We start from the raw sequence: 22562 nt of genomic DNA, 5'->3' as shown, positions 1-22562 counted from the left end.
CTAACTGGCTGTAAATATATGTATTCATCCGTTTATCTGTTGCTTGAGATGTCTATCTGACCGGCTCCCTTAAAAACCATATCTTTCAAGAAATTCCATCGTTATCCCGCCTTCATCCGGGGATTTCATGACTGATGGTTCAATATCTTGATCCGCACTATCTTCACTCCCCGTAAAAGATCTTTCTGTACGGAGAAACTTAGCCACATACTTCGCTAAAACATCATTTTCAAGATTCACCTTATCTCCCGGTTTCTTTGCTGCCAATGTTGTCTCCCTGATGGTATGCGGAATTACCGAGACTTTGAAAACATGTTTGTCAACATAGGCCACCGTAAGACTAATACCGTCTATCGCAATGGATCCCTTTTCTATCACATAACGAAGTATCCGTTGAGGGGCCTCAATAGTAAACCATACTGCATTTTCTTCTTTTTTTATCTCCCTGATATGCCCTGTTCCGTCTATATGTCCCGAAACTATATGTCCTCCGAATCTGCCGTTCATCGCCATTGCCCGCTCAAGATTCACAGGGTCGTTAAGTCCTGCTTCAGACAGTGAACTTCTTCGTACAGTCTCCGCCATGACATCTGCGGTGAATGCATCTTCATACAATTCAGTGACGGTCAGACATATCCCGTTTACCGCTATACTGTCTCCTTTTTTGGTATCCTCCAGGACTTTTCGACAGGCAATGCGGATCTTACCGGAACTTCCATTTAACCTTAATTCCCTGATAGTTCCTTTTTCTTCAACTATTCCGGTAAACATTCTTTTCTTGTTTCCTCCCATTTTTACTTCATCACATCCGGTACAACTCAATCATCCCGAACTGATGTAAGGATTCCTGCTCTATGCACACGAATGTGTGCGTTGGCGCTAATCAGTGAGTGGCAAATACTATTGATACTCACGTCACAGTCTACAAGGCACCTGCCTGACATCATCTCTGATATACCTCAAAAGTACATCTTCACCTGTATGTTCAATGTTTTTAAGGATGAATCTGTATGCCTCATCAGGATGCATCACTCCCTCACCTCCAACAGGAGATTTCGCATTTCCACCGAAAATCTTTGGTGCCATGAAAACATTTATTTCATTTACTATGCCTGTTTTTAATGCCTCTTCATTTAACGTGGCTCCTCCTTCGAGAAGTATGCTGTCTATGCCCTTTTCACCGAGAAGCATCATAAGTTTCTTTAAGTCAACCCTGTTACCATCACCCTCCGCCGGACAATTGATGATCTCGACTCCCGTATTGATAAGCTCCCTGATCTTGCTGTAAAGCTGATCAACACTCGGCTCTTGCAGATTTTTCTTATCGGAAAGTGCTTTATCATTCTGCATATAGCCATTTTGTGAATCGTACTTTATATCCTGTACATCACCGTATGTACTGTCTTTTAGTGAACTGTACTTTGTATCTTTCACATCACCATATGCCATTTCCTTCTGTGCACAAACCAGAATAGTTCTGTATTGCTTTACTGTATTAATGATCTGAGAACTCATTGGTATCCTTAGATTACTGTCACAGATTATCCTTACGGGTGATTTTCCGTTTGGAATCCTGCAGTTTAACAGCGGATCATCAGTAAGCACCGTGCCTATACCCGCCATGATACCCATTGAAGCATGACGCATTTTATGAACACGTTCTCTTGCCGGTTCTCCCGTAATCCATTTGGACTCACCGGTTTTGGTGGCTATCTTTCCATCCATGGTCATGGCATATTTCATTTTCACATAAGGAGTTTTCTCTGTTATGTAATGGAAGAATACAGGATTTAATTCATCGCATTCCTCTCTAAGAAAATCCTCCACAACCTCGATTCCATGTGATCTAAGGATTGATACACCTTTTCCTGCAACCAAAGGATTAGGATCCCGGGAGCCTATAACCACTTTTCCTATGCCATGTGAAATGATGGCCTCAGTGCATGGAGGCTGCTTTCCGTGATGACAGCAGGGTTCCAACGTGACATAAATAGTGGCTCCCTCCGCCGATTCGCTGAGATTACCAAGAGCATTTCGCTCAGCATGAGGTTCTCCGTATCTTTCATGATACCCTTCGCCTATAATGCTTCCGTTCTTCACAATCACAGCACCTACCAGTGGATTCGGATGGCACCATCCTTCACCAAGTCTTGCAAGTGCTATGGCTCGTCTCATATATTGTTGTTCATCCAAGTGGACTCCTCTCCGATCAAGAGAAAGAAAAATTCTAAGGAAATTGATGCTTCGCATCGAAAATCCGGTCAGAGAAACGCTTTAATCAGCGTTTACTAAATATCCTTGAAAGACACCGGATAGAAAATAATACTGACAGTATCTGTTTCGATACTTTTTACTGATTTATGTTTTAACCGATAAAGCAAAATAAAAACCCTGAAACATAATGTTTCAGGGTTCAGCTTCATACAAAAGCAAAAAATCGAATCATCGATCTGTCACACATCTTCTTTCATCCAGACTTTACTGTCGGCCCCGGAATCAAACCGGATCATGCCAAAAGGCTCGCGGGCTATACCGCCGATAAGGAATTTCACCTTCCCTGAAGATCTATATATGAAATCATACTCTCAGATTGAATTCTGTGAGAAAATTTCTTTTTGTTATCAGTATGATATATTCAATTATCAAAAATGTAAACAATAAACTTAAAATTAATTGCACAAAATCCATGAAATAAATTCATGCATAAATCACAAAAAGTTATAAGTGTAAATAACGATGAAATCATTGTTTTCCTATAGTATCTTTCTTCATTCTCCGCTTACACCGGTACATCAGTATATCCGCTTTGTTGACAGCATCAAAAACAGATTCATCAGATTTCTTCACCAGAATCCCATAAGCCGCCGACAGGTCAAAGTTTCCAAACTCCTCGTCTGTTTTTTTCATACCATCAAGCTTTTCCATTACTTCTTTTACTGCATCATGATTCTCTCCGAGGAACACAAATTCATCGCCACCTATTCTGTAAATCTTTCCGTATTTCCTGAGATACTTGTTGTATGTCAGTGCACTGGCTCTTAAATATGCATCCCCCACGGCATGGCCAAGTCTGTCATTGATTTTTTTAAGATCATTTACATCGATGCTTACCACAACCAGTGAACCTGCATTCTCGTATTTAAACGCATCCTTGGTATAAAGAACACGATTGGCAAGGCCCGTTACAGGATCTGTTTTCATCTCCAGGTTATTGAACATACTTGTGATAAATGAGAATCCTGCCGCCATGATCATCTCTATGATCTGCCCCGAATAAAAAATATCGGTATATATAACACCCACTATAAAAAGAATGATCACATGGTTTACTGTCTTTATCTCCCCCATGGATAAAATATATTTTTTCCTGATGATCTCGGCAAATGCAGCAAAATATATCAATGCCATAATCATTGACCTGAGATACCAGAACTGACCCTGTACATATTTGCAGCCTTCATCAATAGTGAAATATACAGGTATAAACAGATTTATAAACATGCTGACGACATACATAAAAACAATCAGAAGTACAATATGTCCGTGTCTTGTTTTCAAAAAACCTGATTCAACTGAATCACTGTAAACTATCGGAACCAGCATTGGGACTGTGTAAATCACAGTATATACTAGAAAAACAAGGTATCTGAAATCACTCAAACCATAAAAATAGTAGCCGATCATATCCGCTATGGAAGCAAATATGATCAGACCTCCTGTTCTGTATACTGCAGTTTTCACGGCTCTGTTCACTATATGATTTTCTTTTGTACTCATAATCACAAATATTGAGTCAATAATAGCCAGTAAACACCAGACATTGGCATACTTTATTATATGAATTATGAATTTCAGTATATCGATAAACAAAAACTATCTCCTAAAAAATGCCCATTCAAAAAATGAATGGGCCAAAATACTATATATATGATTTGAGTTTCAAAAGAACATACCATTGATACTGATACCTTAACCCGGATGTTCGCGCGCCGGGATGCATCACATCACAAAGCCTTAAACAGCTCTCTGTCTGAAGGATCCGATATCGAAAGCTCCAGATCTCTGACATATCCATGATTAAATATCCTTGCAAGTGTATACATCTGAGTAACCTTACTCCTTAAGTTGATACAATCACCTGCTCCGGATATGAGTTCTATATCTCCCTTACATCTATCAACGATTGAGAAAAATCTGACCGGATTTCTAATTTCTCTTACATTCATCGATTGCCCCTCCATAATAACATACAAGTATACTTTGAAATTACAATATTTCTTAATTTTTTAGGAATTTTTGTTCCGACAGTAAATATATCACCCATAATGTCACAGATGTATCACAGTATTAATACATTAAATCAACTGATTAAGCATGAGTTCAGACAACCTCCATCATATTTTCTCAATATAAACATTTTATTAACTCTTCATTTGTATTCTAAAAAAATCATTAGGGATATTGCATACAAAGACAACAAATGACATAATGAAGCTGCGCGATACTTCGCAGAGGACTCTGTACGATAGTCGTATAGAGAAGGCCTCGTAAGACAAAGACCGCAGCAGGAGGAAAATATGAATAATAATGTTTCAACAACCACTTCAGCATCCGGCATCGGTGTGTCAAGCCAGGTACGTGACCTTTCGATCATGGCTATGTTTACAGCTATAGTTCTGATCATGGCATTTACCCCATTTGGAATCATCGATCTGCCACTTATCAAAGCTACCATTTTACATGTACCGGTTATCATAGGTGCTATCGTCCTCGGACCAAAGAAAGGTGCATTTCTCGGATTTCTTTTCGGAGCAACAAGTCTCTTTAAGAACATCATGACTCCGAGTATCTTATCCTTTGCATTTACACCTACAGTTCCTGTTCCGGGTCTTTCACACGGTTCACCATGGGCTTTGTTTATCTGTTTTGTACCACGTATGCTTGTAGGCGTTACACCATTTCTTCTTTACATGGCAGTCAAGAAAGTACTTCCTAAGATGAATGATGCGGTACGTTTTGTTTTACTTGCAGCCTGCGGTGCACTTGGTGCTTTAACCAATACAAGCCTTGTCATGGGTTCAATCTTTGTCATCTTCAAGAATGCTTATGCTACAGCAAACGGCATCCCTGTTGATAAGGTTCTCGGTGTTATACTCGGTATTGTATTTACAAACGGTGTTCCTGAGATGCTTGTGGCTGCTGTTATAGTTCCTGTTATTGTGACAGCGCTTATCAAAGCTCGTATAGTAACAAAGTAATATAATATATAATGCCGGTCAGACACTATGTTTTGACCGGCATTTTCTTATTTAAATATTTATTGCAGATATCAGCAGCACTGTTGCCTTTGATTTTTGATTGAAGAATCAAACGGTTTTGAGTGGTTCAAAGGAATACGAACCAATTCCCGTCTCATAACACAAAATGGTGCGTGCTGCACACTATAAAACGGTTTTAATATGAAAATACTTTTGATAGATGTTGGCAATTCAAACATCGTTATCGGACTTTTTGAAAACGGAGTTAAGCTTTTTCAGGACAGAGCAGAGACAAGACGTAAATGGGATCAGCTCAGCTTCATGAATGAACTTAAAACCATATTTTATGAAAATTCAATTTCCAGCAATGCCATCGACGGAGCCATCATTTCCTCCGTTGTCCCGGATATTAATCCCATACTGGTATCGGCCATCAAACGTCTCACAGGCAAAAAGCCGATTATAGCAAACAAAAACAATGTAGATATTCCTGTCAGGAACTACGATATGTCCTTACTTGGAATGGACAGGATGGTTGATATGCTTGCCGCAAGAGAAAAATACGGCTCACCGCTTATGATCTACGACCTGGGCACCTGCACCACTATGTCAACTCTTGACTCTGAAGGATACTTTATCGGTGGAATGATTTCACCGGGAGTACAGCTCAGCCTTGATGCAGAAGCCGAAAAGACAGCTCAGCTCCCTGAACTCATGGCAGACGCACCGGAAAAACTTTTGGGCGATGATACAGTTTCATGTATGATTAATGGTGTAGTCATTGGCACTGCGGCAATGATAGATGGTATTCACCAGCGTGTGGCTGAAGAAATGGGTCTTTCAGCTGATGAACTTCCGCTGGTACTTACAGGCGGTCTCAGCAAACTTGTACTTCCATGGATGAAGCATCAGGCACATTTCGAACCTGACCTTCTGCTGAACGGACTTGAGATCCTTTATAAAAAGTCAAACAGTTGAACAGTTTGAATATTATGATGATGTAAGGGTCAAAAGTACAAATCATGTGCTTGCACGTTTATTTGGTACTTTATGACCCGCCAGAACACAAATAACACGGTATTTTAACACAACGATTCAGTTTGGCGAATCCGTGACGATTCTTTCGTGACTTACATAAGATTTTTACATAAATGGAGAACAAAATGCTAAAAGGAAAGAATATATTACTGGGAGTAACAGGTGGCATAGCCGCTTACAAAGCTGCAGACATTTGCTCCCGACTTGTAAAACTTCATGCCAATGTTGATGTCATCATGACAGAGCATGCATTAAACTTCATTACACCGAACACCTTTGAAGCTCTAAGCCACAATAAAGTGACTACAGATACATTTGACAGAAATCACCCTTTTGAGGTTGAACATATAGCTCTTGCGGATAAGGCGGATTGTGTTATCATCGCTCCGGCAACTGCCAATATCATAGGAAAACTCGCAAACGGCATAGCTGATGATATGCTTTCAACCACTCTCCTTGCCTGCCGTTGCCCAAAACTTATAGCTCCCGCCATGAATACACATATGTGGGAGAACCCTATAGTACAGGACAACATCACTAAGCTTAAACATTATGGATTCACTATGATAGAACCCGAAAGCGGTCATCTTGCATGCGGATATAACGGTTCAGGAAAGCTTGCAAGTCCTGAAACCATAGTTGACATGGTCGTTAATTCCTGTGCCCACGAAAAGGACATGACAGGACTAAAGCTTCTTGTAAGTGCAGGACCTACCTGCGAGGATCTTGACCCTGTTCGCTTCATCACAAATCGTTCCTCCGGAAAGATGGGATACAGCATTGCTTCCGCTGCCGCATGCCGCGGTGCCGAGGTAACTCTCGTAAGCGGTCCTGTGGAACTTTCTGCCCCTGCCGGTGTCAATATCGTAAATATCAGAAGTGCTGAAGACATGTACCGTGAGATAACCGGACGACAGAGCGAATCGGATATCATCATAAAAGCTGCAGCCGTAGCGGATTACAGACCTGCCACAATCTCAGACAATAAAATCAAGAAAAAGGATGACGGCTCTGATCTGAGCCTTCCTCTTGAAAGAACAAAAGATATACTCAAATATCTTGGTGAACATAAGAAAGAAGGTCAGTTCCTCTGTGGTTTCTCCATGGAAACTGAGAATATGCTTGAGAATTCACGAAAAAAGCTGGAAAAGAAAAATCTTGATCTTATCGCAGCAAACAATGTAAAGGTTGACGGCGCAGGGTTTCAGGGTGACACCAATGTACTGACACTTATATCAAAGGATTCCGAAACCGAACTTCCTCTTATGTCAAAGTGGGATGCCGCAAACCGGCTTTTGGACGAAATACTGAAATTAAAAAAAGATGAAAACGGCAGTGAACAATTAGTATAAGTTTAACCCTGCCCATGAATTATTTTTGAAAAGCACCAAAGGGCGTCCATTTTAAAATGGACGCCCTTTGGTACGAATCAGAAAAAAACAATCTCCGGTTTATCAAATTTCATCAAGAACTTCCATAAACTTTTCCTTCATCTCTGCCACATGCTCACGCTCTATAACAAGAGGCGGAACAAAACGGATAGTGTTGTGCTCTGCAGAAATCAATATAAGTTTCTTATCAAGAAGTGCCTTGCTTACCACATCAGAAATCTTAACGTCCGGAGCAAATTCCAGTCCCTGAATAAGACCTTTACCTCTGTGATCCACGATCTTCTCAGGATACTTTTCCTTTATCTCATCAAGTGCCTTCCAAAGATATTCTCCCATGGTCTTCGCATGTCCGGGAATATCAGCCTCTTTAAACACATCAAGAACAGCTGAAGCCACTGCGCAAACCAACGGATTTCCTCCATAGGTCGAGCCGTGATCTCCCGGCTTCATGGCATCACTTGCCTTACCCGATGCGAGAAATGCTCCTATAGGAACACCATTGCCAAGAGCCTTTGCCACTGTCATAACATCAGGCTTTACATCATACTCCTGCCATGCAAAAAGATAACCGGTACGTCCCATACCGCACTGAATCTCATCAAATATAAGGATGAGATCATTATCATCGCAGATCTGTCTTACCCCCTTCAGGAACTCTTCTGTTGCAGGATATATTCCGCCCTCGCCCTGGAAAGTTTCAAGGATGATAGCACCGGTGTTTTCATTAACAAGCGCCTTTACCGAATCCAGATCATTGTATGTGGCAAACTTCACGCCACCTACAAGAGGTTCAAAAGGCTCACGATAATGATCCTTTCCAGTAACACTGAGGGCTCCCATACTTCTTCCGTGGAATGATCCCTGCATGGCTATGATCTCTGAATTCTTCTTGCCTTTATTGAAATTATACCGACGTGCTATCTTAAGAGCACCCTCTATGGCTTCAGTGCCGGAATTGGTAAAGAATACCTTATCCATACCTGTCATGGTCGTAAGCTTTTCCGCAGCTTCTATGGCAGGCTCGTTGTAGAACAGATTGGATGTATGTAAAAGCCCCTTTTCTATCTGAGATTTCAATGCATAGTTAACAAGATCATTGCCGTAACCCAATCCGCAAACAGAAATACCTGCACCAAAATCAAGATATTTCTTATCTCCTACATCATAAATGTATACGCCTTCAGCATGGTCAAAAACCACAGGAAATCTGTTGTAGGTCTTATAAAATACCTTTTCTCCTTCATTTAAGAGACGGTCATTGACAATGTTCCCTTTCACAATAGAATCATCCATAAATTTCATTAGTCGCTTCCCCCGATTTATCCAACATCAGCAACACATTGCACACGGATGTGTATGTGCCGCGCATCATTCTTGACTGTCTTGATAGCATTACTTATATAGACTCATCAAAAATGCTTATCTATAGACTTCTCGATCATGGTTCCGATTCCCTGATTTGTAAAAATCTCAAGAAGCAGGCAGTGAGCAACTCTTCCGTCAAGGATATGAACCTGATTAACACCTTTCTTCATTGCATCGATACAGTTCTGAAGCTTTGGAAGCATTCCTCCTCCAAGGATTCCGGATTCAATCATCTTCTGTGCTTCATCAAGATCAAGTGTGTGAATAAGAGAATCCTTATCCTCAAAATCCTTATAAACACCTTCAACATCGGTAAGATAAGCAAGCTTCTCCGCATGCATGGCTGCCGCTATGGCACAGGCAGCATCATCTGCATTGACATTGTAGCTCTGACCGTGATCATCAAAACCTACAGGACAGATAACTGGAATGAAGTTCCTTTCCAAAAGATCATTGATGATGGTAGTATCTACTTTTACAACCTCACCTACGTAACCAATATCCTGTCCACCGCTGTACTTCTTTACGCACTTAAGCAGATTTCCGTCTTTACCGGAGATACCTACCGCCTTGCCGCCAAGATTATTGATCAGCTGTACAAGTGATTTATTGACCTTGTTGAGTACCATCTCAACGATTTCCATGGTGTTTTCATCAGTGACACGAAGACCATTGATGAATTTGGGCTCCATGCCCACCTTCCCGATCCATTTGGATATATCCTTGCCGCCTCCATGAACAAGGATCGGCTTAAGTCCGACAAGTTTAAGCAGTGAAACATCCTGCATTACCTGCATCTTCAAATGCTCGTCAGTCATGGCAGAACCACCATACTTTACGATAACAACCTTATCCTGAAACTTCTGAATATATGGAAGCGCCTCCACCAGTGTAGCGGCTTTATCCATTATCACCTGTTCTATATCCATGCTAATACTCCCTTGCTTCTATCTTTTGGCACTCACAAATGAAACGTAATGCAGATTACGAACGATACTCGGCATTAATGTCTACATACTCGTGTGTGAGATCACAGCCCCATGCTGTGGCAGTTTCTGAACCCTCATTCATCTCGATGAGTGCTGTAACTTCTTTGTAGCTCAATATCTCTGATGCAAAATCCTCATCAAATTCAAGAGGAACACCCTGTCTGTAAACTTCAATCTTGCCGATATCATTAACAAAATAGAGGTTGACCTTTTCAGGATCAAACGCTGCACCACTGTAACCCATGGCACAAAGGATACGTCCCCAGTTGGCATCTCTTCCGTATATTGCAGTCTTTGTAAGAGTTGAAGAAACTACAGATCTCGCAATAGTTCTTGCCTCATCCTTATCCTTTGCACTCACAACCTTAACAGTGAAAAGATGTGAAGCCCCCTCTCCGTCTGCAGCCATCCTCGTGGCAAGTGTGCTGTTTACCTGATGAAGCGCCTGACAGAAGGTCTTATAGTCTTCATTTTCCTCGGTTATCTCAGCATTACCCGCGGTACCGTTTGAAAGGATGACACATGTATCATTTGTGGAAGTATCTCCGTCAACAGATATCATATTGTATGTATCAACGATATCGTCGCTTAATGCCTTCTGGAGTAATTTCTTTGAAATCGCAACATCCGTTGTCAGGAAGCAAAGCATGGTACACATCCTTGGGTGTATCATACCTGAACCCTTGGTCATACCACCGAGATGTACCTTTTTGCCATCAAGTTCGAACTCTACGGCAAATTCCTTGTTGACTGTATCTGTGGTCATGATTGCCTTACTAGCAAGTGTTGCATTGGCTTCGCTTGCTTCAAGCTTCGGAACCATCTCTGTGATCGCATCCTTCATCCTGTCAACCGGAAGCTGTACTCCGATAACACCTGTTGAAGCAACGAGTACTGACTCTTCTGTAAATGCTCCGCCAAACTGCTCACTTGTTGCGAGGGCCTCGGCTTTGCATGCATCCATGCCTTCTTTGCCGGTGCAGGCATTGGCTATACCGGAATTGATGACCACTGCATGAACTCCGATTCCTTTGTCTACTATATTTCTGTCCCACTGAACAGGAGCAGCTTTAACCACATTAGATGTAAAGGTACCGGCCACATTGCATGGCTCCTTGGAAAATATAAGAGCCATATCCTCGCGACCTTTTTTTCTTATTCCGGCAGCAGTAGAAGCTGCCATAAAACCGGAAGCGGCACAAACTCCGCCATTAATTGAAATCATTCCCATAACCTGCCTCTTTATGATTCGATTCATAGATGTGAGTGCCAAAGGTATCTGCCCTCACCGTTGATGCGCATAACTAAAGTAATAAACGTTAATGCCGAAACCGGCACTACTATTAGTATATAGAATAATAATTATTCATACCATAATTGAATTAATATTCATTTTATGCATATCCGCTTTTATCGACTGATATCTCAGTATAAGTATGAAGCTCTCCGGTTTACCGCGCCGAAGAGCCTCATTCTATGAGCAAACTTTTTCGGATCGTTGGATTTCCGCTGATTCGAAAAAGCTCTTACCGATTTTTCGGTATCACTTATTGTTTTCGAGATTCTTGACCTCAAGCATCTTCATGGCACGTACCTTCTCAGGAAGTCCGAAAAGAGTGATGAAACCGGATGCATCGTGATGATCGTAGAGATCTCCTGTTGTGAAAGAAGCAAGTGACTCGTTATACAGTGAATAAGGTGATGTTGTTCCCGCCTTGATGACATTGCCCTTATAGAGTTTCATCTTTGTAACACCGGTAACATACTTCTGTGTTGATGTAACAAATGCTTCAAGAGCTTCACGAAGCGGATCAAACCACTTGCCTTCATATACTACCTGAGAGAACTTGGTGTCTACCATCTGCTTGAATTCCATGGTCTGACGGTCAAGTATGAGCTCCTCGATCTGCTTGTGTGCCTCCATAAGGATAGTCAAACCCGGAGTCTCATATACACCACGGCTCTTCATACCAACAACACGGTTCTCAACGATATCAATGATACCGATTCCATTCTCGCCGCCAAGCTTGTTGAGTTCAATGATGATATCCTTGACTGACATCTTCTTTCCGTTAAGCTCTACCGGAACTCCTGCTTCCCACTTGATCTCCACATCTGTTGTCTTGTCAGGTGCCTTCTCAGGAGAGTTTGAAAGAACAAGCATGTGGTCATAATTCGGCTCCTGTGAAGGATCCTCAAGCTCAAGTCCCTCGTGAGAGATATGAACAATGTTTCTGTCACGGCTGTAGGAATTGTCAGCTGAGAATGTAAGTGGAATTCCCTTTGACTTGATGTAGTCGTACTCATCCTCACGGGACTGGAATGTCCAGATATCTGTCATACGCCATGGAGCAATAATATCAAGATCAGGTGCAAGTGCCTTGATGGAAAGTTCAAAACGAATCTGATCATTTCCCTTTCCGGTAGCACCGTGACAGATTGCCTTGGCTCCTTCCTTACGGGCGATTTCTACCAACTTCTTTGCTATAGCCGGTCTTGCCATAGATGTTCCAAGTAAATATTTATTCTCATATGTTGCATCAGCCTGAAGACAAGGAACAACATAATTGTCGCAGAAATCATCTGTAATATCCTCAATATAAAGCTTGGCAGCACCTGAAAGTTTTGCTCTCTCTGCCAGTCCGTCAAGCTCATTGCCCTGTCCTACGTCTACGCAGCAGCAGATAACCTCATATCCAAAGGTTTCCTTAAGCCATGGTACGATAGCTGTTGTGTCGAGTCCGCCTGAATATGCGAGAACCACCTTCTCGCCCTGTGTGTCGTTCTTTGGTGTAAGATTGCTCATAATTTTCTCCTTTTCAAGACTTCTTGATCTGCAAAGACTAATGCTTTGAATGTGAAATGTGGTAAGCATTTCTCAAAAAGTATTTACTTCATCTGTTGTTTGGATAATACGCTCATTCGAATAAAAATGCAAGGACTTTTTGTATAAAAATGCATATTTAGTCATTTTGAAATGTATATAAATACCTATAATGCATATTTAGAGTATATTTATACATGCCAGTATTTATATCTCATATAACTCAAAGGCATTGTCGATGTGAGTGTCAAAAAAGGCTCTGCTGCCGTATTTGATACCGAACCGATATCTGTATCCGACTGCAGAGCCATCATAATTCAATCAAAGAAGTTCTCCGGGAGCACCCTTTGTTCTTCTGTTTTTCACACAGCATTCAAGAGAAATGCTTGTATATATATCTTCATCGATTTTGTCACAGATCTCACGATATTCACTGAGAGTGAGATCATCAAGCGCACACTTTTTCTTCTCACAGAGAAGTACAAGTTCACCTACTATACCGTGTGCTGTACGGAACGGAACTCCTTTACGCACGAGATAATCCGCAACATCTGTAGCATTGGTGAAACCAAGCTTTGCAGACTCATTCATACGTTCCCTGTTCCATGTCATAGTGCTGAGCATACCATTCATAAGAATAACCGAATTCTTAACTGTATCCATGGCATCAAATGCAGATTCCTTATCCTCCTGCATATCCTTGTTGTAAGCAAGAGGAAGACCCTTCATAACTACCATAAGGCTGTTGAGATCTCCGTAAACACGCCCTGTCTTGCCTCTGATAAGTTCAGCAATATCCGGATTCTTCTTCTGAGGCATGATACTTGAACCTGTTGAATATGCATCTGAAATCTTCACAAACTGATATTCGTTGGAATTCCAGATGATGATTTCTTCGCTGAGACGGCTCAGATGCATCTGGATAGTTGAAAGATCAAACACATACTCCAAAAGATAATCTCTGTCAGATACTGAATCCATAGAATTGTTTGTGGGTTTACGGAAGCCGAGCTCACGGGCTGTAAAGTCTCTGTCTAACGGATAAGTTGTTCCCGCAAATGCACCGGCACCGAGAGGACACTCATTGAGACGGTCTCTTGTATCTCCGAGACGACTGAGATCTCTCATGAACATCTCCCTGTAGGCTCCCATATGATGTGCAAGGGTAGTAGGCTGGGCCTTCTGAAGATGAGTGAAGCCCGGCATATAAGTATCGCGGTTTTCATCTATAATTCTCTCAAAGGTATCAATAAGCTTTTCAATTTCAGTTATAGTGTCATCAAGGTGGTCACGGGTATACATCTTCATATCAAGTGCTACCTGATCATTACGACTTCTGCCGGTATGAAGCCTTTTACCAGCTTCACCTATACGTTCTGTAAGTTCCGCTTCAACAAAACTGTGGATATCCTCTGCATCTCCGCCTATCTCAAGTTTTCCGTCTTCAATATCCTGAAGAATCGACTCCAGTCCTTTTACGATTTTTTCAGAATCTTCACTTGAAATTATTCCCTGCTTACCAAGCATGGTTGCATGTGCAACAGATCCCCTGATATCCTGCTTATACATGCGTTTATCAAAGCTGAGTGACTCATTAAACGCTTCTGTTAATGCATCCTCTGCCTCTGTAAATCTTCCGCCCCAAAGCTTCATTTGATCCCCTCCGTCATACATAATAATCTTCCGGATATAAAATATACCCAGTCTGTATATAACAACAGACCGGGTATAATGTCAAATAAATAAAATGAATATCTTTGGAGACACTGATTATATCAGTGTTTCTAAGAACCTCCTGCGTCGGGGTACGGATTTTAAAGGAAGTTTATGCTTCACATCGAAAATCCGGCCGGGAAAACACTTAAATCAGCGTTTCCCTTTAAACTGAATTTTCATGTTACCGGATTACAGAAGTTCAGATTCCGGGATTTCACTGTCCTTTTTTTCTCTGAAATCCCTGTCCTCATTTAATTTTTCCGGCATTACAACACTACTCTCTTCAGTCTCAGCAGAATGATCCTTCTTATCTTCATTTTGTAATGTTTCTATGGATTCTTCATCATCCTTGGCGAACTCTTCTTCATCTTCCATATCTTCATCAAGATAATAATCTTCACTCAGTTTTTCCGGAAGTATCCTTTCTATATATCCGTAACGTTTTGTAAACCATGATATAACGAAAAGTGTCGCCAGACTTAAAAGACTTATGATCATGCCCGCCTTCAGGCCCCGTGGGAAATACCTCATCTCAACTTTGTGGGATCCTGCTGAAAGCTTCACACCTGCAAAAGCCTCTTTTACCTTGGTGAGTTTTGTTTTCACTCCGTCTACGTAAACTGTCCATCCCTCATCATAAGGAATCGACGTCATCATGAAACCACCTTCCTTTGTAGTGATATCTCCGGCAAGGTATGTATCCTTCCATGTGGTAAGATTCCAGGTTTCATCATTCAACTTGTCATACACTTCTTTTAATGCCGCATAATCAAAGTAATAGACGTCGGCATCCATAGACTTTCCGTTTGTCTCATTAACCAGCGTCACACTTTCGCCCGCATTCAGATAACCGAGTTCAACAAAGAATCCTCTGTCAACATTGCTCACCTTTTTGTTTCTGTAGCCGTAATCTACCGTGACCTCTTTAATGCCGGAATTATTTACATAAGCATAATACTCCCCCGCGATACCGGCAGTGAAGACATACTTATCCCCTTCAAATGTACCAAGTACATTCCGCATAACGGGAGAAACGTTAAGAGCCTCGCACAAACTGTTCTGTGCCAGTGCCGGTGTTCCAAGATCAGCGTACCACTCCTGCATCTCCTCGTCAGAAAACATATATCCAAGCGGTAATGCATAACTGTTCCGGTAAATTGAAGTGTCCCCTGATTCACTAACGTAATTAAGCGCTGTTTCATCGGGAGCAGTCGGTTCCTGCGAATAAATGCCGTATTTTACGGAAAACAGCATATTCATGAGGGGAGTGGATCCTGTTATGGAATAAGCATTGGTTGATGCCTCCATACCCATTTTCTTGAAAAAGTCCGAACACTCCGCATAAGCTGTGGATGAAAACAATGACACACTCGGGTAATTCATCCAGGCACCATCATCCTTGGTCTTTCTGGTCATCTTCTCGAATCTGTAGAAGCTGTCATCCTTTTCGCGTACTTCAGCCACAAGCTTTCTGACGTCAGCATTATCCGAAGTATAGGAAACTCTGGAGGTTGTGGTAACCGATGTGACCGCCATATTGATAGTGAGTTCAAGAAAGAGAATGAATACAACCACGATAACTGCTATATCTCGCGATAGCTTCCTCATCTTATCCGCATAGAGAAGACAATAGTATAAAAGTATAAATAAAAGTGTCACGTAGAATGTGTACCACTTAAATGCATCATCTGTCACCAGTTTCTGGGAAACTATAATAAATAGAATTGCTATGGCAAGAGATATATTCACCTGTCGTACAGATATCTCTTTACGCTTCAGATATGCTTCATAGCACATCACAATGAGAATGAAGATATATTCAAAACTCTGACGGCATGGAAGTGAATTCGGATAATGAAAGCCATGCCATATGAAATTCAGAATATTCACACTGAAACTCAAAAAGAAGAACAACAGCATGATTCCATTCACGATCTTTTCTCTGATTCGTATGTTGGAATTCATGTAGTATAACGGCAGCAGAAGGAAAACCATGGACCCGGCATAAATATTGGGCCAGTGATCAAGCCCCTGCTCCGTCTCCACCAGCGGCATCTGTCTTGCAAACATGTCGATGATAGTAAAGTACTGCTGAACAGTGCGCGGAAAATTGATGTCTCCGGAAGCAGTAAGCTGAAGTGCATAAATCTCGGGAAGTAAAGTTACGGCCGCAAGACCTCCTGCGATAAGTGAATATATTCCGAACCTTACCATCCGGACCAGCAATGAATCTATGATATCGTGTTCCTCCACTCTTTCAGTCATATTAAGGCAAAGGAAATACACAACCATAAAGATACAGATCATTATGGAGATATAGTAATTGGACAAAATGCTTAATCCAAGAGAGATCACATACATCATGCCACTCTCTCCCTTAACAAGCTTTTCGAGACCAAGCATTATAAGCGGAAAAAGAATGATACAATCAAGCCACATCAGATTCCAGCTATAAGCGGAAATATAGCCTGACATAGCATAGCATACTGCAAAAAAAGCACATCCATAGCCGGTCTTTCGGAAATGATGTCTGAGATAATAGCACATGCTTACTCCGCAGAGTCCTATCTTCAGAACTATCCCATAGGTCATAAATTCAAGTATCAGTCCCTTGGGGCAGAGAATCATAAGCCAGTTTAAAGGACTTGCAAGATAGTATGCATAAAGAGCTGTGAAGTTTATACCAAGCCCCACATCCCATGTATAAAGAAGTGAGCCTGCATGCTGCAATTTATAGTTAAACTCAGAAGAAAAGGGCGCATACTGATGATACATATCGGTACGCAGAAATGTCTCACTGCCAAAGGGATATATTCCTTTGAAGAAAAAAATCAGCAGCATCGCCACAACCGGGAAAAGAAATGATATCAAATAGCTTTTGCCATGTTTCAAATATCTAAACTTCATCAGAAAACTCCTTACTACTTCCTGCCAAATACCAGGTATTTGCTGAAAATATAGTTTGTGATAGTCACTATGACCTGTACAAGCAGCTTCGCGACTTTATCATTCATACCCATAAAAGTAACCGTCATAAACATAATCGCCATATCGAGAAGAAGTGTGCTGACACGGGATACATAAAATCTCACAGCTTCCGCATAAAGATTCTCGGCAGAACTCTCAAACACATACTTTCTGTTTGTGAAATAAGCAAACGTAACTGCCGCCACCCATGAGATAACATTGGCAATCTGTAATTGAACAGGTGACTTGGGATCAAATACAGTGGTAACGCATATATAGTAACTAAACAGACTTACAACAGTTGTAAGACCACCAACTATGAGATAATTGATGATCTGCCTGTAACTCATATATAAATCTTTTAATCTTTGCATGACTGACTCCGGGTATATTTTCATTATTTCATTATCCTTATATCTTAAATATAGGCAATCACGGTAAAGTATAGCCCAATGGCGATTTCTTATCAAGAAATCGCAGAAATTTTGATTGTTAATTGTGCAAAATTGACTTTGAAAGTTTTTCAAAAAAATGTAAAATATATAATATATGGATTATAAGTTCAATTGTCAAGATGTAATCAAACTTTTTTTGCGTAAATCCAATCACACTTTTTTACATCTGTATTAATAGCTCATTTCGTATGAATTGCGCTATTTTTCTTGCCTTAATTTTCTTCTTAATGAATTTTCTGCGCTGATTTATTAAAGTTATGATCCCTATATTTGTTTCTCGTTAGACCATAAATTGAAAAGGAGGTTTTATGTTTCAAAATGGTGATTATGTAGTTTATGGATGTAAAGGCATACACAAAATCATCGACACAACAACATTAAATATGGATGGTGTCTCAAAGAACAAAGAGTACTATGTGATGCAGCCATATGACAAACCAACAGGTTCCGTCTACGCTCCTGTTGATGCAGCCAAGATTAATATGAGAAAGATTATGTCAAGAGCTGAAGCAGATGCATTTATCAAAACTGTTCCGGGCATCAGCATCCTTGATATCAAGAACAACAAGCAGCGTGAGGATGCTTACAAAGAGTGTATCCGAAGCTGTGACCCTGACGAACTTATGAGGGTGATAAAGACATTGTACGTTCGTAAGGAAGAGCGTATAAGTCAGGGAAAGAAACTTACACTTACCGACACACATTACATGCAGCAGGCAGAGGGGATCCTTTATGATGAGCTGGCTCTCGTACTGGATATGCCTAAGGATGATGTACCGGACTATATTTCCGGCATCGTACACAAATCAGTAGTTTAATTTTTACTTTATCCATATATGGCACTTATAGTGCTGCCGGCAGCCGGCGATGATTTTTATTGTGGGTGATAAAGATCACATATTGAATTTCGGATATAAGCTAATTTATTTTTTGTTTTAGTATGAATATAGATATAAAAAAGAGGTTTGAAGATATGATTCTTCAAGCCTCTATTTTATTCCGTTGAGTTTTTAACGGCATTTGTTTTAATGATATTGAGTATTTTGATATCGATGATTTAAGGTTATTCAACGGGATTATTGCTATCGATAAAAGAATACCTGATATCAGTATCCCGACTCATATGCACAATATCACTAAAACTTGTGAATCACCGTCACTTGTGATACGGCTCATTACTGTTTATCTTGAAGGCTCTGTATACCTGCTCAAGCAGTATTACCCTCATAAGCTGATGCGGAAATGTCATCCTGCTGAAACTAAGCTTATAGTTTGCCCTTCTCAAAACCTCAGGCGAAAGTCCAAGAGAACCTCCTATAACAAATACTATATCTGAGTTCCCCCTGACCATAAGATCAGACATTTTATCCGCAAGCTCTTCAGAACTCAGCATATCACCATTAATTGCTAGAGCTATCACATAGGCTCTGTCACTGATCTTCTGAAGAATGCGATTACCCTCAGTTTCCTTAATCTTCTCTTCTATGGAAACCGGTGCCTTATCAGGGGTCTTCTCATCCTGAAGCTCTATAATATTAATATCGTAATATGCAGAAAGCCTCTTAGAGTATTCCGCTATTGCATCCTTCAGATATTTTTCCTTGATTTTTCCAACTGTAATTAGTGTAATCTTCATAACTTTTAAATAAGGGTTGAATGCAGCCTGAGTTCGGGGGCATTCTTTTATAACGTAAAGCAGAGACTTGAAAAATCAAAATCGGACCCCTTAGAGGCAGTCGGTTCAATTTTCCTTAGCTCCCTCGTCAAGTCTGAGTTTTCATAAAGAAAACTCAGACATTGACGAGGGTCTACTGCCTCTTAGTGGTCCGATTTTTAATTTTTCCGCCGAGGCGCCTCGTTATTAAAAGAATGCTTCCTGACTCCGGCGTACGTTTATCAATGAAGTGACTCTAAACGATCAGTAACCTGCTTAAGCATCTGCTTGTTCTTCTCAAGCTTATCTCTTTCTTCCTTGACCTTAGCCTCCGGAGCCTTTGAGATAAATCTCTCGTTATTGAGCATACCCTCGGAACGCTTGATCTCAGCTTCCCACTTTGCCTTCTCCTTGAGAAGTCTCTCCTTCTCCTTCTCGATATCTACAAGATCTGCAAACGGAATATAGATAACAGCATCAGGAATGGCAACTGAAACCGCATCATCAGCGATACCTGACTTATCCTCCTGAATGATGACATCTGAAGCATACGCAAGTGTTGCAAAGAATACCTTACTATGCTCAAAAGTCTTTCTTACTCTGTCATTAGTTGTAACAACATAATTCTGAGCCTTTCTTGAAGGAGCAACATTCATCTCTGTACGAACATTTCTGATAGCACGTACAGCTTCCTTTATAGCCTCGATTTCTGCCTCATCCGATGCAAAATCAAGTGACTCTGTGTATACAGGCCAGTCTTCACGCATAAGAGGTGTTGCAGCATCTGTAAGTGTATCGTAAATCTCCTCTGTGATGAATGGACAGAACGGATGAAGAAGCTTAAGTGATGTTACGAGAACATGTTTAAGTGTCCAGAGAGCAGCGCCCTTTGTCTCATCATTCTCATCCCAGAGTCTAGGCTTAACCATCTCAATGTACCAGTCACAGAACTCCTCCCAGATAAAGTTCTGAACCTTATCAAGCGCGATACCAAGGTCAAATGCCTCCATATTACGTGTAACATCAGTAACCAGGTTATTAACCTTGCTGAGTATCCAGCGGTCAGCCATTGAAAGGTTTGCCGGCATACTCTCAGGAATATCTGCCTTATCAAGATTCATCATGATAAATCTTGAAGCATTCCATACCTTATTCATGAAGTTACGTGATGCCTCTACTCTTGACCAGTAGAAACGCATATCATTTCCCGGAGCATTACCTGTAAGAAGTGTCATACGAAGAGCATCTGCACCGTAAGTCTTGATAACCTCAAGCGGATCGATTCCGTTTCCGAGAGACTTACTCATCTTACGTCCCTTATCATCTCTTACAAGGCCATGGATAAGCACCTTACCGAAAGGAACCTTGCCTGTCTGCTCAATACCGGAGAATACCATACGTACTACCCAGAAGAAAATGATATCGTATCCTGTTACAAGCACATTGGTAGGATAGAAATACTTATACTCAGGAGTCTCCTCAGGCCATCCTAATGTCTCAAACGGCCAAAGGGCACTCGAGAACCATGTATCAAGAGTATCAGGATCCTGTGTAAAATGTGTCTTGCCGCACTTAGGACAAACAGCAGGAGCTTCTGAAGAAACCACCATCTCACCACATTCATCGCAGTAGTAAGCCGGGATTCTGTGACCCCACCAAAGCTGTCTTGAGATACACCAGTCTTTGATATTCTCAAGCCAGTGAAGATATGTCTTTGAATAGTTTTCAGGAACAAACTGAAGGTCTCCAGTCTCTATTGCCTTGATAGCAGGCTTTGCCATCTCAGCCATCTTAACGAACCACTGTGGCTTGATCATAGGTTCTACAGTAGTTCCGCAACGGTCATGAGTACCGACATTATGCTTTGTAGGAACGATCTTTACAAGAAGTCCGAGATCCTTGAGATCCTGAACCATGAGCTTACGTGCCTCGTAACGATCCATGCCATGATATTTTGAACCTGGACAGTTAATAGTCGCATCGTCGTTCATGATATTGAGTTCAGGAAGATCATGTCTCTTTCCTACCTCAAAATCGTTAGGGTCGTGTGCAGGAGTGATCTTAACAGCACCTGTACCTACCTCCATATCAGCATGCTCATCACCAACGATCGGAATCTCTCTGTCAGTAAGAGGAAGCTTAACAGTCTTTCCGATGAGATCCTTATATCTCGGATCCTCCGGATTTACTGCGACTGCAGTATCTCCAAGCATAGTCTCAGGTCTTGTGGTGGCAATCTCTATGAATCTGCCTTCCTGACCTGCGATAGGATAGTTAATGTGCCAGAAGTTACCATCCTGTTCCTCATGGATAACTTCAGCATCAGAAAGTGAAGTATGACATACAGGGCACCAGTTGATGATACGTGATCCCTTATAAATATATCCCTTCTTGTAAAGCTTTATGAAGGTAGTCTCTACAGCCTTTGAACATCCCTCATCCATAGTGAAGCGAAGTCTGTCCCAATCTGCCGAAGAACCCATCTTATGGAGCTGGTTAACGATTCTTGACTCGTACTCTTCCTTCCATTTCCATGCTTCCTTAAGGAATCCTTCACGTCCGAGATCATGCTTGTCAATGCCCTGCTCCTTAAGCTTATTAGTAACCTTAACCTCTGTGGCAATAGCGGCGTGGTCACATCCCGGCTGCCAGAGAGCTTCAAAGCCCTGCATTCTCTTCCAACGGATCAAAGAATCCTGAAGAGTATTGTCAAGAGCATGTCCCATATGGAGCTGCCCTGTGACATTTGGAGGTGGCATCATGATGGTAAATGGCTTCTTATTGGCATTTACCTCTGCATGAAAATGATTTCCTTTCATCCACATTTCATAAATGCGGTCCTCAACCTCTTCCGGATTGTACTGTTTTGCAAGTTCCTTCATAAATGTTGTACCTTTCTGTAATG

At 41.3% G+C, this 22562-nt stretch carries 17 protein-coding genes and 1 riboswitch; of the genes, 4 read left to right on the top strand and 13 right to left on the bottom strand.

Features of this window, described 5'->3' with window-relative positions:
• Window positions 1-69: 69 nt before the first annotated feature.
• The 4 genes from BM294_RS03165 to BM294_RS03150 all read right to left on the bottom strand — a co-directional run bounded on the left by BM294_RS03165 (window position 70) and on the right by BM294_RS03150 (window position 4226).
• Window positions 70-771 carry a riboflavin synthase gene (locus BM294_RS03165; RefSeq protein WP_091205049.1) on the bottom strand — a complete coding sequence of 234 codons (702 nt, stop codon included), beginning with the start codon at window positions 769-771 and terminating at the stop codon, window positions 70-72.
• Between the two features lie 144 nt (window positions 772-915).
• Window positions 916-2193 carry a bifunctional diaminohydroxyphosphoribosylaminopyrimidine deaminase/5-amino-6-(5-phosphoribosylamino)uracil reductase RibD gene (gene ribD / locus BM294_RS16190; protein ID WP_242944400.1) on the bottom strand — a complete coding sequence of 426 codons (1278 nt, stop codon included), beginning with the start codon at window positions 2191-2193 and terminating at the stop codon, window positions 916-918.
• Between the two features lie 262 nt (window positions 2194-2455).
• A riboswitch (FMN riboswitch) is annotated at window positions 2456-2569 on the bottom strand.
• Between the two features lie 173 nt (window positions 2570-2742).
• Window positions 2743-3870: a GGDEF domain-containing protein gene (locus BM294_RS03155; RefSeq protein ID WP_091204847.1), complete on the bottom strand. Its 1128-nt coding sequence runs from the start codon at window positions 3868-3870 to the stop codon at window positions 2743-2745.
• Between the two features lie 134 nt (window positions 3871-4004).
• Window positions 4005-4226 carry a hypothetical protein gene (locus tag BM294_RS03150; RefSeq protein WP_091204845.1) on the bottom strand — a complete coding sequence of 74 codons (222 nt, stop codon included), beginning with the start codon at window positions 4224-4226 and terminating at the stop codon, window positions 4005-4007.
• A 351-nt stretch (window positions 4227-4577) separates the two neighbouring features.
• On the opposite strand from BM294_RS03150, the gene BM294_RS03145 reads away from it, so the two are divergent.
• From BM294_RS03145 to coaBC, 3 genes are all read left to right on the top strand, one after another.
• A complete protein-coding gene (locus tag BM294_RS03145; RefSeq protein WP_091204844.1) occupies window positions 4578-5258 on the top strand; it encodes an ECF transporter S component in 681 nt (226 codons plus the stop codon).
• Between the two features lie 201 nt (window positions 5259-5459).
• Window positions 5460-6236, top strand: a complete 777-nt coding sequence (locus BM294_RS03140) for a type III pantothenate kinase (RefSeq protein ID WP_091204842.1) — start codon at window positions 5460-5462, stop codon at window positions 6234-6236.
• Between the two features lie 185 nt (window positions 6237-6421).
• Entirely contained in the window at window positions 6422-7648 is a 1227-nt protein-coding gene (gene coaBC, locus BM294_RS03135) for a bifunctional phosphopantothenoylcysteine decarboxylase/phosphopantothenate--cysteine ligase CoaBC (RefSeq protein WP_091204841.1), read from the top strand.
• Window positions 7649-7750: 102 nt separating this feature from the next.
• Here coaBC and BM294_RS03130 read toward each other — a convergent pair whose 3' ends face one another.
• The 7 genes from BM294_RS03130 to BM294_RS03100 form a co-directional block, all read right to left on the bottom strand.
• Entirely contained in the window at window positions 7751-8953 is a 1203-nt protein-coding gene (locus BM294_RS03130; RefSeq protein ID WP_175494482.1) for an aspartate aminotransferase family protein, read from the bottom strand.
• 143 nt (window positions 8954-9096) lie between these two features.
• Complete coding sequence (argB, locus tag BM294_RS03125; protein WP_091204839.1) at window positions 9097-9981, bottom strand: acetylglutamate kinase; 885 nt, start codon at window positions 9979-9981, stop codon at window positions 9097-9099.
• 55 nt (window positions 9982-10036) lie between these two features.
• On the bottom strand, window positions 10037-11266 hold the full coding sequence (gene argJ / locus BM294_RS03120; protein ID WP_091205045.1) for a bifunctional glutamate N-acetyltransferase/amino-acid acetyltransferase ArgJ: 1230 nt from the start codon (window positions 11264-11266) through the stop codon (window positions 10037-10039).
• Window positions 11267-11584: 318 nt separating this feature from the next.
• Window positions 11585-12847 (bottom strand): argininosuccinate synthase, encoded by a 1263-nt coding sequence (locus BM294_RS03115; protein ID WP_091204838.1) that lies wholly within the window; start codon window positions 12845-12847, stop codon window positions 11585-11587.
• 339 nt (window positions 12848-13186) lie between these two features.
• Window positions 13187-14518: an argininosuccinate lyase gene (argH, locus tag BM294_RS03110; protein ID WP_091204837.1), complete on the bottom strand. Its 1332-nt coding sequence runs from the start codon at window positions 14516-14518 to the stop codon at window positions 13187-13189.
• Window positions 14519-14770: 252 nt separating this feature from the next.
• Window positions 14771-17488, bottom strand: coding sequence for a YfhO family protein (locus BM294_RS03105; RefSeq protein WP_091204835.1), 2718 nt, complete (start codon window positions 17486-17488; stop codon window positions 14771-14773).
• A gap of 14 nt (window positions 17489-17502) precedes the next feature.
• Window positions 17503-17922: a GtrA family protein gene (locus tag BM294_RS03100; RefSeq protein WP_091205044.1), complete on the bottom strand. Its 420-nt coding sequence runs from the start codon at window positions 17920-17922 to the stop codon at window positions 17503-17505.
• A 389-nt stretch (window positions 17923-18311) separates the two neighbouring features.
• Here BM294_RS03100 and BM294_RS03095 point away from each other — a divergent pair, with 389 nt between their 5' ends.
• Window positions 18312-18821 (top strand): CarD family transcriptional regulator, encoded by a 510-nt coding sequence (locus tag BM294_RS03095; RefSeq protein ID WP_091204834.1) that lies wholly within the window; start codon window positions 18312-18314, stop codon window positions 18819-18821.
• 338 nt (window positions 18822-19159) lie between these two features.
• Here the strand turns inward: BM294_RS03095 and rlmH are convergent, their stop codons facing one another.
• Together rlmH and BM294_RS03085 are read right to left on the bottom strand one after the other, a co-directional pair.
• Entirely contained in the window at window positions 19160-19639 is a 480-nt protein-coding gene (rlmH, locus tag BM294_RS03090; RefSeq protein WP_091204832.1) for a 23S rRNA (pseudouridine(1915)-N(3))-methyltransferase RlmH, read from the bottom strand.
• 260 nt (window positions 19640-19899) lie between these two features.
• The gene (locus BM294_RS03085) at window positions 19900-22539 is read right to left on the bottom strand and encodes a valine--tRNA ligase (RefSeq protein ID WP_091205042.1); all 2640 of its coding nucleotides are present in this window, start codon (window positions 22537-22539) and stop codon (window positions 19900-19902) included.
• Between the last annotated feature and the right edge of the window lie 23 nt (window positions 22540-22562).

It is taken from the genome of Oribacterium sp. WCC10 (assembly GCF_900113415.1).
Taxonomy (GTDB): domain Bacteria; phylum Bacillota; class Clostridia; order Lachnospirales; family Lachnospiraceae; genus Oribacterium.
The sequence above is the reverse complement of the archived record's forward strand: the minus strand, read 5'-3'. Positions and strand labels throughout refer to the sequence as shown.